Here is a 10,279-nt window from a genome sequence, read left to right as displayed (position 1 = left end):
CGGCGCCGGCGCGATCTCGATCACCTTCTGGTGGCGCCGCTGCACCGAGCAGTCGCGCTCGAACAGATGGACCGTGTGACCCGTGCTGTCGGCGAGGATCTGCACCTCGACGTGCCGCGGGCGCTGCACTGCCTGCTCGAGGAACACCCGCGAGTCACCGAACGCGCTGCCAGCCTCACGCATTGCCTCGGCAAGAGCTGGCGGCAGCTCCTCCGGTGTCTCGACGCGCCGCATCCCGCGCCCGCCACCACCGGCGACGGCCTTCACGAAGATGGGGAAGCCGATCTCGGCAGACTGCGCCACGAGCGCGTCGACATCGTCCGAAGCATCCGTCGACCGCAGCACCGGCACCCCGGCACCCACGGCGTGCTGCTTGGCCGTGACCTTGTTGCCAGCCATCTCGAGGACCGCGGCGGGGGGCCCGATGAAGGTGATGCCGGCTGCTGCAGCTTTCTCGGCCAGTTCCGGGTTCTCGGAGAGGAAGCCGTAGCCCGGGTAGATGGCGTCGGCGCCGCTCTCTCGGGCGACGCGGATGATCTCGTCGACATCCAGGTAGGCGCGCACCGGATGCCCCGGCTCGCCGATCTGGTAGGCCTCGTCGGCCTTCAGCCGGTGCAACGAGTAGCGATCCTCGTAGGGATAGACAGCCACGGTGCGGGCCCCGAGTTCGAAGGCCGCTCGGAAGGCTCGGATCGCAATCTCGCCGCGGTTTGCTACCAGGATCTTGCGGAACATCACACCTCGCTGTTGGTGACGGGGCCTGCCTGAGTGTGCACCCAGCCTAGGGGACGGTAACGTAGAGCCTCGTGCACGTACTGTCGGTGAGCTCGCTCAAGGGTGGTGTCGGCAAGACCACTGTCACGCTGGGGCTTGCCTCCGCCGCCTTCGCCCGAGGTGTCCGCACCCTCGTGGTCGATCTCGACCCTCAGTCGGATGTCTCCACCGGCATGGACATCCAGGTGGCCGGCAAGCTCAACGTCGCCGACGTTCTCGCCAACCCGAAAGAGAAGGTCGTCCGTCAGGCGATCACCGCCAGCGGCTGGGCGAAGGTCCACCCCGGCACGATCGACGTCATGATCGGGTCACCCTCGGCGATCAACTTCGACGGCCCGCACCCGAGTGTGCGCGACGTGTGGAAGCTCGAGGAAGCTCTCGCAACCATCGAGGCCGACTACGACCTCGTCCTCATCGACTGCGCGCCCTCGCTGAATGCGCTCACGCGCACGGCGTGGGCAGCGAGCGACCGCGTGATCGTCATCACCGAACCGGGTCTGTTCTCGGTTGCAGCAGCCGACCGGGCCCTGCGCGCGATCGAGGAGATCCGCCGCGGCCTCTCCCCCCGTCTTCAGCCGCTCGGCATCGTCGTGAACCGGGTACGCCCGCAGTCGATCGAGCACCAGTTCCGCATCAAGGAACTGCGTGAGATGTTCGGCCCGCTGGTGCTCTCGCCCCAGCTTCCCGAGCGCACGTCGCTGCAGCAGGCTCAGGGTGCGGCAAAGCCGCTCCACATCTGGCCCGGCGACTCGGCGCAAGAGCTTGCGGCGGATTTCGACGCCATCCTGGACCGCGTCATGCGCACCGGGCGGATTCCCTCCCCCGACGCCGCCGCTTCCTGATCACACCGAAGCACTGCCCCCGCGGAGACCGGCCTCAACGAAACCGCAATGTGCCCGCCAGAGTGCGTCCGAAGCGCGCAGTCTCGTGGGCACGTTGCAGTCTCGCGAATGGCAGAGCGGATGCAGCGGCAAAGGCCGGGACGTCGGCCAACGGTCCCTCAGGCTGAGCGTGCGGCGCGCCGGGCAGAAAGCTCGTCAACGACATCCGGTGCCTGCGGATCGAACTCGACGAGCGTCGACTCGACCTCACGCCACACCTTGCCGACGGCGATACCGAACACACCCTGACCGCGGCTAACAAGGTCGATGACCTCATCGTTCGAGGTGCACAGGTACACCGAAGCACCATCGCTCATGAGCGTGGTTCCGGCAAGATCACGGATGCCGGCCGCGCGCAGCTGCTCGACGGCGGTTCGGATCTGCTGCAGCGATATGCCGGTATCGAGGAGGCGCTTGACGAGCTTGAGCACGAGGATGTCGCGGAAGCCGTAGAGACGCTGCGACCCGGAACCGGATGCTCCCCGCACTGTCGGCTCGACGAGTTCCGTGCGAGCCCAGTAGTCCAGCTGCCGATACGTGATGCCCGCAGCTCGTGCAGCGACAGCTCCGCGGTAGCCGACCTCGTCGTCGAGGGCTGGAAGGCCGTCGGTGAACAAGAGGTCTGCCGTCAGGCTGGGCGTCGATTCCGCCTCGCGTGCCGTCATGGCAACCTCCCCAGTTCGATCGGACATGTCAACGCTAGATCAGCCGAGAGGCTCGGGCAACGACATCCGGCCGTCGCGTCTCGGCGTGTCGCACTACGAGAGGAATCGCTCGAGGGCAGAGCGCAGGAAAATCGAGCGTACTTCTTCCAGGCGACGCGCGAGTTCGGGCGCGAGTTCCTCGGCTCTGCCTCGCGAGGTCGCGTCGGTTCGGCGCGCGAGGGGCGCAACCGCAGATTCAACGAGGGCTGCGTCACGCTCGGCGCTCTGGCGGAGAGTGCGGATGTGACGCGGCTCGATGCCGTGGCGATCGAGGGCTACGAGGCACCGAAGCAGAGCCACCGTCTGCTCCGTGTAGTGTTCCGCGGCGGTGATGATCCCGGTGCTGATCGCGTCATTGAGGAGTTGCGGCGCTGCTCCGGCGGCAGACAGCAACTCGTCGCGCCGGTAACGCCGCGGGGCAGCAACGATGGAGGTCGGCGGCGCCGGGATCGGGGTGACGGGGTCACGACCGGCATCCACGTCATCGAGGTACGCCCGGATGACGTGCAGCGGCAGATAGTGATCGCGCTGCAGCGTGAGAGCAAGCCGCAGCCGCTCGACATCCGCGGGAGCGAACTTGCGGTATCCCGACTCGGTGCGGGTCGGAGTGACGATTCCCTGCACCTCGAGGAAACGCAGCTTGCTCGAACTCAGCCCGGGAAACTCGGGAGAAAGGCGCGCGAGAACTTGACCGATGCTCAAAAGCCCCGGGGACGAGGCGCGATCACGGGCGGGAACCCCCGCCATCACTGATCCGCCGGGGGCTCGAGGTCGGCCGGGGAGACGAAGAAGTTCAACCGGAACTTGCCCACGCGCGCTTCCGAGCCGTTCGTCAAGACAGCACGATCCACGCGCTCGCCGTTGACGTATGTGCCGTTGAGCGAGCGCTGATCGACCAGCTCGAAGGTCGTACCGGAGCGGGTGATCTCGGCGTGACGTCGCGAGACCGTTACGTCATCGAAGAAGATATCCGCCTCGGGGTGGCGGCCGATCGTCGTCACGTCGGCATCCAGCAGGTAGCGGGCACCGGCGGTGGGGCCCGATCGGACGATCATAAGCGCCGATCCCGAGGGGAGCGCGTCGATAGCCTCGAGCTCGATTTCGGTCAGTTCACTGCCGAACGGCACGAAAGACAGGTCGGAATCGTGTCCGAACGAAGCCGTCGTATCCGCCCCTCGACCACCCGGAACCGCGGCTCCGGGGTCTCCGGAGGCACGACGGATCTCGTCGGGTTCAGCGGGCGCATTGTGTTCCACGGGTGCCTCCTCAGGCTCCCCAGGATAGTCGGATTTGGTGGGCGGATGTCGAGTGGATCGCCCTCACTCTCACCCACGGACGGCGGCGCCATCGGGGTGGTTCCGAGGGATAGGCTGGGATCATGCCTCACTACGACGTCGTCATCCTTGGTGCCGGCCCCGGCGGCTATGTCGCGGCCGTTCGCAGCGCTCAGCTGGGCCTGTCCACAGCGGTCATCGAAGAGAAGTACTGGGGTGGGGTGTGCCTGAACGTGGGATGCATCCCCTCGAAGGCACTGCTGCGCAACGCCGATCTCGCCCACACGTTCCACGCGAAGGCCGATCTGTTCGGCATTTCCGGCGACGTGCACTTCGACTTCGGTGTCGCCTGGGACCGCAGCCGTGAGGTGGCGTCAGGCCACGTCAAGGGCATCCACTACCTGATGAAGAAGAACAAGATCACGGAGTACGACGGCCGTGGCTCGTTCATTGACGACCACACGATCGAGGTCAAGACCTCCGAGGGCGGCACCGAGACCGTCACCTTCGACAACGCGATCATCGCTACCGGTTCCACGGTGCGCCTGCTCCCGGGTGTGAGCCTGAGCGAGAACGTCGTGACGTACGAAGAGCAGATCCTGACGCGTGAGCTACCGACCTCGATCGTGATCGTCGGGGCCGGCGCCATCGGCATGGAGTTCGCGTACGTGCTGTCCAACTACGGCGTCAAGGTGACGATCATCGAGTTCCTCGACCGCGCACTTCCCAACGAGGATGTCGAGGTCTCGAAGGAGATCGCGCGTCAGTACAAGAAGTACGGCATCGAGATCCTCACCTCGACCAAGGTCGAGAGCGTCACCGACCACGGTGACCGGGTCACCGTCGCCTACACCGGCAACAACGACGGCGCACAGGGCTCGATCGATGCCGACAAGGTACTCATGTCGATCGGATTCGCACCGCGGGTCGAGGGCTTCGGGCTCGAGAAGACCGGCGTGAAGCTCACCGAGCGCGGCGCGATCGACATCGACGACTACATGCGCACCAGCGTGCCGCACATCTATGCGATCGGTGACGTGACTGCCAAGCTGCAGCTGGCTCACGTCGCTGAGGCCCAGGGCGTTGTCGCCGCCGAGACGATCGGCAAGGCCGAGACCATGCCGCTCGGTGACTACCGCATGATGCCGCGCGCCACCTTCTGCTCGCCGCAGGTCGCGAGCTTCGGCCTCACCGAAGCGCAGGCGCGGGATGCCGGCTACGACGTGAAGGTCGCGAAGTTCCCCTTCAGCGCCAACGGCAAGGCGAACGGCCTGGGCGAAGCTGTCGGCTTCGTGAAGGTCATCGCCGACGGCGAGCACCTCGAGCTGCTCGGCGCCCACATGATCGGCCCGGATGTCTCGGAGCTTCTGCCCGAGCTCACCTTGGCTCAGAAGTGGGATCTTACCGCTCTCGAGGCGGCGCGGAACGTCCACACGCACCCGACGCTGTCGGAGGCCGTGCAGGAGGCCTTCCACGGTCTCGCCGGCCACATGATCAACATCTGACCCGCGGGTCAGGCCTCACACGCCCAGGGCGCGTGCGAGCTTCGAGTCGCTCGAGGCCTCGCGCGCGCCCGCGGCATATGCAGCGACGGTCACCGCGTCGAAGAACGAGGTGAGCGCGTCCGAGTCATCGGGAGCTGCTGGTCCGAGTTCGATCTCCCACTCGCGCCACGCCTGTTCGATCCCCCGCCGCTCATCCCGCGTGCGCACCCGGTCGTCGACCATCTCGGCGAGGACGCCGCCGTCGGCATCCAGCAACGCGTACGCGGTGCGCGTGTAGCGAATGCGGGCGATCACGACCAGTTCATGCGTGGTCAAATCGGCGATGTGCGCGGCGATCTCCGGGGGCACGCCGGGCACGGATGCCGCGTCACTACCGATGTCGAGCGGCCAGCCGGTCTCCATCCGGCCGGAGCCCTGGCGAGGCCCTTTCAGGTGCCAGCCCGCATCCGGCCCACCTTCTCGGCGCCGGAGCGCGTAGCCAGCTCTGCCGAGGATGTAGTCCGCGGTGTCGTAGTAGACGGCATCGAGTTCTCGGACTTCCGGCTCGGCAACGCTGACGACCAGCGGAACCTGAGTCCAGTCGGGGACGTCGATGTCGGCATCCACATCGAACGTGATCTCGACCTCGAGGGACTGCGATGGCTCCATCGATGCGAGTGCTGGTTCAGTCGTCAGAGGGCGCGATGTCTTCGGTGGACTCGACGAAGAAGAACTCACCCTCCGTCGGTCCGTCGTGATCGCCCGTGTGCCCGAGAGCACCGCGTCGCTCGTAGACGACCTGACCCTCGCCGTAAGGAACAATCATCGTGTCTGCATCCGGGGATTCCAGGGGCAGGACCTGCCCGTCGAGCGGGCCTCCGTGAAGTCGTGCAATGGCCATGCCCCGAGCATAATCCCCGAGGTCCTCTGCCTCGGCGATGGCGGCGGCGCGTGCCTCCAGAAGCTCGGCGGTCGCAGCCCGAGATCCGGCTTGCGCGCGGCGGAGGCGGCGTTGCGCGAAGGTAACCGGAGGCGCCGTCGGCACGACGCCCTGCGACTCCTCGGCCGCCACGACGATGTACGTACAGGCGATGAGGATGACCTGTGCCGAGAAGTTCAGCCAGAGCAGCAGCGCGATCAGGGACACCGATGCGCTAAGCAGTGGATTGCTCGAGGCCCCCTGCACGAACAGGCCCGAAAGCTGTTGCAGCACGGTGAGCCCCAGAGCGCCGAGGAGCGAGCCCGCCCAGAGAGCGCGCGCGGGTGGACGGATGCCGCCGAGCACGAGGAAGATTGCGGCGATCAATGCCGCATCCAGGATGAAGACAGCGACGATGACGACGGCGCGCGTCAGCACGCCCACCAGCACGGTTCCCGGGGAAAATTCCAACCACCCGGCGACAATCGACACCCCGGCGGTACCGAAGTAGGTCACTGCCGCGGTCACGACCAGAGCAAGTCCGACCCCCAGGGCCATCGCGAGGTTCCTGAGCTGAACCCACAGGAAGAAGCCGTCGTCGAAGACCGTTCCACCGAGGACGTGCAGCGCCGCGCGCAGCGTCCCGATAGCGCCCAGGGATGCGAGCACGAGTCCGACGAATCCAACGACGCCGGCGATCGTGAGTCCGGACTCGAGCGTGTCAAGGCTGATCACCCCGCCTTCGCCGATGAGGCCAGGGATCACGGTGTCGACAGCCTCGACAAGCGCATCCCACGCCTCCGGATTGTCGGCAAGCCACCTGCCCGCGAACCAGAAACCGATGAGCGCGGCCGCGAAGATCGAGAACAGCGCCCGGTAGGTGACGCTGTCAGCTAGGACGGGCCCCCGCCGCTCTCCGTAGAGCAACATGGTGCGGACGATGCGCAACGACAGTGCCCATCTCGTAACCGCGGCGACGAACGTTTTCAGGGCGGCCGGCATGAATCCAGGCTAGCCGCGAAGCTCGCCGTCGAGCCGTGACGGTCAGGGGCTTGACACGGTCAGCGTGATGGCCACCCAGGCGCCAGCGATCATCCACGGTCCGAACGGGATGGCGGTGCGGCGCTCCGCACGCCGAATGAGGAGCATCGCGGCCGCGAAGAGACCACCGAGCACGAACCCGGCCAGTGTTCCCACCAGCACACTCCCCCACCCCAGCCATCCCAGGTACAGCCCGATCACGGCCGCGAGCTTGACATCACCGCCGCCGACGCCCCCGGCCGAGAGCATTCGGAGCGCGAGGTACGCGGCGAAGAGAGCCAGCGCCGCAAGCAGCGACCGCAGGAGCGCGTCGATGCCGCCGCCGGTCACCGCAGCACCGGCCAGCAGCACCAGACCCGAGGCGCCGGCCAGCGCGACGAGACGGTTCGGGAGACGGTGGCTGCGGATGTCGATGATCGCGAGGGCCACGCCGATCACCGCGAACGCGACGAAGGCTGCGACCGTGAGCGCGGTCGAGATCAGCGACATGGAGCCTGAGCCTAGGTGACCGCAACCCCTCGGTTTTCGCCGTCCTCGTCTTCCTGTGGATAGCTGGCTTCGCGGCGGCGCCAGGGAGCGCCCGCCGGCCAGCTGGCGGCGAAGGTCGGGACGACGCGCCCGACGCGGCGTGCGAGCCCACGTACCGAGGTCAAGGGCCGGGCAGAGACGGGCATCGTCAGCGATCGGTCCCAGCGCACCCCGTCGCTCTCGCGCAGGTGGATCGTGAGATCCAGGTCGTCGTGGATACGCGAGTTCTCGCGGTGGACCACCGTGCGGGCCCGTTTCCAGATCGCGGCGCGCATCGCGAAGTTCGAGCCGAACACCAGCGGGATCCCGAGCCACAGGTTCACCCAGACCCTGCCGCCGCCGATGTACCAGTGCTCGCCGAGATAGCTGATGATCCTGCCTGCGCCGTAGAACTCGGCGCCTCCGGTGAGGACGCCCAGCGCGTTGTCGCTCGTGAACGCCGTCTCGATGCGGGCCAGCCAATCCGGATGCGGCCGGGAATCGGAATCCAGGCGCGCGATGATGTCGCTCGTGGGCAGCGCCGCGTCGTATCCGCGAGCTGCGGCGGGCCAGATTCCCACGAGCGGCTCGTCGATCAGCTCGACCCCGGCATCCCGGGCGACGGCGGCTGACTCGTCGGTGCTGCCGTTGTCGACCACGATGATGCGGTCAGCCGGGCGCTCCTGGTTCTGCAGCGCCAACAGGCATTCGCGCAGGAAGGCGGCATCGTTGCGACACGGGATGACAACCGAGATGCGCAGAGCCGATGTCACCCCCTCACCCTATCGGCGGGCTTCCCGGATGCCGGGAGCGCCGCATCCGGGAATCACTCGCGCGCCCGCGGGCTTACCGTGGAGCAACGGACGAGGGAGTCGGATGAAAACGCACGAGGTCACGAACCAGGCGCCCGAACGCACCGGGCTCGACGAGTACGAGGCGAACATCGCTCTGCGCGAGGCCGTAGAAGCGCACGGCGGGGCGGATGCCGCGGAGCGACTGCGCTCCATCGGCCGGCGCGTCGGTTCAACCGATTTCCAGCGCGACGCGGTGCGCGCCAACCGGAGCGAGCCGGTGCTGCACACGCACGATCGCTACGGCCGCCAGCTCGACGAGGTCGAGTACGACCCGGCCTATCACCGCATTATCGGCGCAGCGGTGGCCGACGGCGCCCACACTGGCGCGTTCCGGCGTCCGGGACCCGGGGCATCCGTCGTGCGCGCCGCCGCCTTCATGCTCTACGCACAGGTGGAACCGGGTCATGCATGCCCCATCTCGATGACCCACGCGGCGGTGCCGGTGATCGCCCAGCACGACGCGCTCGCGCGCGAGTGGATGCCGCGACTGCTGAACACCCACTACGAACCCGATCTCGTGCCAGGAAAGCGCAGTGCGCTGTTCGGGATGGCGATGACCGAGAAGCAGGGCGGTTCGGACGTGCGCGCGGGCACGACGGTCGCGAGGCCGATCGGCGGCGACGAGTACGAAATCACCGGGCACAAGTGGTTCTGTTCCGCTCCGATGTCTGACGCATTCCTTGTGCTCGCGCAGGCGCCGGGTGGGCTGTCGTGCTTCCTTCTCCCCCGGCTGCTTCCCGACGGGTCGCGCAACGAGATCCGCATCCGTCGCCTCAAAGACAAGGTGGGTAACCGCGCCAACGCCTCGAGTGAGGTCGAGTACGAGGGCGCCCGGGCTCACCTGGTCGGTGACGAGGGCCGCGGCGTGCGCACCATCATCGAGATGGTGACACGCACGCGGCTCGACAGCGTGCTGGGGTCGACCGCCGGCATGCGGCAGGCGACCGCCGAAGCTGCCTGGCATGTGCGGCATCGTGCCGCGTTCGGAGCGCGCCTGATCGATCAGCCCCTGATGACGCAGGTGATCGCCGATCTGCAGCTCGAAACCGAAGCTGCAACCGCGACCTCGCTGCGGCTGGCCCGCGCGTACGACGACACCGCCGGCGCCGAGGAGGTAGCCTTCCGCCGCCTGGCCACCGCCGTGGCGAAGTACTGGATCTGCAAGCGTGGCCCCGGTCACGCGCACGAGGCCATGGAATGCCTCGGCGGCAACGGGTACACCGAGGCATTCCCGCTCGGGATGCGGTACCGCGAACAGCCCGTCATGGCGATCTGGGAAGGTTCGGGCAACGTCATCGCGCTCGATGTGCTGCGCGCGCTCTCGCGCGATCCGCAGAGCTTCGAGGCCTTCGACGCCGAGCTCGCGCGGTCAGACGGTGCGGACAGGCGCCTGGACGCGCACGTTCGAAAGACGCGCGAGCTCATCAGGGACCTCGTCCGCGACGACGCTCGCGAGGCGCGCGCTCGGGAACTGGTGACGGCACTCGCCCTGGCGCTCCAGGGATCGTTGCTCGTGCGCACAGCGCCCGCGCCGGTCACCGACGCGTTCATCGGTTCCCGACTCGGCGGCGATGGGCACCTGTACGGCATCCTGCCGCCCGGCACTGACGCGGCATCCATCGCTGCTCGCGCCTGAGGTGTCTCGGGCCTGAGAGGGCTCGGCATCCGTCGCGGGATTTTGATGGGTCCCTCGTGGGAGCGGGACCAAAGACCCTATGGACGGAGGTGTTCGGTACGGCACTCTGATGTCAGACCACAAAAGTCGTCCGAAGCCCCGCCGAGGATGACAGGTTTCGTCGCTGGACGATGTTCGGCGACGCACGTGGGGAGAGGTATCCGGC

11 protein-coding genes are annotated in these 10,279 nt (G+C 67.3%); 3 read left to right on the top strand and 8 right to left on the bottom strand.

The genetic code is table 11. The features are described from left to right. A partial coding sequence (locus tag Q1V87_RS13645) for a biotin carboxylase N-terminal domain-containing protein (protein ID WP_300593957.1) occupies positions 1 to 735 on the bottom strand: 735 nt, incomplete at its 3' end. A gap of 71 nt (positions 736 to 806) precedes the next feature. Here Q1V87_RS13645 and Q1V87_RS13640 point away from each other — a divergent pair. Then, entirely contained in the window at positions 807 to 1,616 is an 810-nt protein-coding gene (locus Q1V87_RS13640) for a ParA family protein (RefSeq protein ID WP_228178571.1), read from the top strand. Positions 1,617 to 1,774: 158 nt separating this feature from the next. On the opposite strand, the gene Q1V87_RS13635 is transcribed toward Q1V87_RS13640, so the two are convergent. From Q1V87_RS13635 to Q1V87_RS13625, 3 genes are all read right to left on the bottom strand, one after another. Then, positions 1,775 to 2,320 (bottom strand): MerR family transcriptional regulator, encoded by a 546-nt coding sequence (locus Q1V87_RS13635; RefSeq protein ID WP_292708342.1) that lies wholly within the window; start codon positions 2,318 to 2,320, stop codon positions 1,775 to 1,777. A gap of 93 nt (positions 2,321 to 2,413) precedes the next feature. Next, positions 2,414 to 3,106, bottom strand: a complete 693-nt coding sequence (locus Q1V87_RS13630; RefSeq protein WP_300593953.1) for a MerR family transcriptional regulator — start codon at positions 3,104 to 3,106, stop codon at positions 2,414 to 2,416. After that, positions 3,106 to 3,582 carry an FHA domain-containing protein gene (locus tag Q1V87_RS13625; protein ID WP_300593960.1) on the bottom strand — a complete coding sequence of 159 codons (477 nt, stop codon included), beginning with the start codon at positions 3,580 to 3,582 and terminating at the stop codon, positions 3,106 to 3,108. Before Q1V87_RS13625 ends, Q1V87_RS13630 begins: the two co-directional genes overlap by 1 nt. A gap of 155 nt (positions 3,583 to 3,737) precedes the next feature. Between Q1V87_RS13625 and lpdA the strand changes: the two genes are divergently transcribed. Continuing rightward, positions 3,738 to 5,138 carry a dihydrolipoyl dehydrogenase gene (gene lpdA / locus Q1V87_RS13620; RefSeq protein WP_292708037.1) on the top strand — a complete coding sequence of 467 codons (1,401 nt, stop codon included), beginning with the start codon at positions 3,738 to 3,740 and terminating at the stop codon, positions 5,136 to 5,138. A gap of 15 nt (positions 5,139 to 5,153) precedes the next feature. Here the strand turns inward: lpdA and Q1V87_RS13615 are convergent, their stop codons facing one another. From Q1V87_RS13615 to Q1V87_RS13600, 4 genes are read right to left on the bottom strand one after another with little or no spacing between them, the layout of a single operon-like run. After that, positions 5,154 to 5,786 carry a CYTH domain-containing protein gene (locus Q1V87_RS13615; RefSeq protein ID WP_300593949.1) on the bottom strand — a complete coding sequence of 211 codons (633 nt, stop codon included), beginning with the start codon at positions 5,784 to 5,786 and terminating at the stop codon, positions 5,154 to 5,156. Positions 5,787 to 5,802: 16 nt separating this feature from the next. Next, on the bottom strand, positions 5,803 to 7,038 hold the full coding sequence (locus tag Q1V87_RS13610) for a YihY/virulence factor BrkB family protein (protein WP_300593946.1): 1,236 nt from the start codon (positions 7,036 to 7,038) through the stop codon (positions 5,803 to 5,805). A gap of 42 nt (positions 7,039 to 7,080) precedes the next feature. Further along, entirely contained in the window at positions 7,081 to 7,566 is a 486-nt protein-coding gene (locus Q1V87_RS13605; protein WP_300593943.1) for an A24 family peptidase, read from the bottom strand. Between the two features lie 11 nt (positions 7,567 to 7,577). Beyond that, a complete protein-coding gene (locus Q1V87_RS13600) occupies positions 7,578 to 8,357 on the bottom strand; it encodes a glycosyltransferase family A protein (protein WP_300593940.1) in 780 nt (259 codons plus the stop codon). Positions 8,358 to 8,460: 103 nt separating this feature from the next. Between Q1V87_RS13600 and Q1V87_RS13595 the strand changes: the two genes are divergently transcribed. After that, positions 8,461 to 10,074 carry an acyl-CoA dehydrogenase family protein gene (locus tag Q1V87_RS13595; protein WP_300593937.1) on the top strand — a complete coding sequence of 538 codons (1,614 nt, stop codon included), beginning with the start codon at positions 8,461 to 8,463 and terminating at the stop codon, positions 10,072 to 10,074. Positions 10,075 to 10,279: the final 205 nt, after the last annotated feature.

Origin of the sequence: Microbacterium sp., from assembly GCF_030149085.1 — a bacterium.
Classification (GTDB): Bacteria; Actinomycetota; Actinomycetes; order Actinomycetales; family Microbacteriaceae; genus Microbacterium.
The sequence above is the reverse complement of the archived record's forward strand: the minus strand, read 5'-3'. Positions and strand labels throughout refer to the sequence as shown.

Bases quoted from the DNA above. Each gene is read 5' to 3' on its own strand.
- Q1V87_RS13635 (WP_292708342.1), bottom strand. From the start codon at position 2,320: ATGACGGCACGCGAGGCGGAATCGACGCCCAGCCTGACGGCAGACCTC.
- Q1V87_RS13630 (WP_300593953.1), bottom strand. From the start codon at position 3,106: ATGGCGGGGGTTCCCGCCCGTGATCGCGCCTCGTCCCCGGGGCTTTTG.
- lpdA (WP_292708037.1), top strand. From the start codon at position 3,738: ATGCCTCACTACGACGTCGTCATCCTTGGTGCCGGCCCCGGCGGCTAT.
- Q1V87_RS13615 (WP_300593949.1), bottom strand. From the start codon at position 5,786: ATGGAGCCATCGCAGTCCCTCGAGGTCGAGATCACGTTCGATGTGGAT.
- Q1V87_RS13610 (WP_300593946.1), bottom strand. From the start codon at position 7,038: ATGCCGGCCGCCCTGAAAACGTTCGTCGCCGCGGTTACGAGATGGGCA.
- Q1V87_RS13605 (WP_300593943.1), bottom strand. From the start codon at position 7,566: ATGTCGCTGATCTCGACCGCGCTCACGGTCGCAGCCTTCGTCGCGTTC.
- Q1V87_RS13595 (WP_300593937.1), top strand. From the start codon at position 8,461: ATGAAAACGCACGAGGTCACGAACCAGGCGCCCGAACGCACCGGGCTC.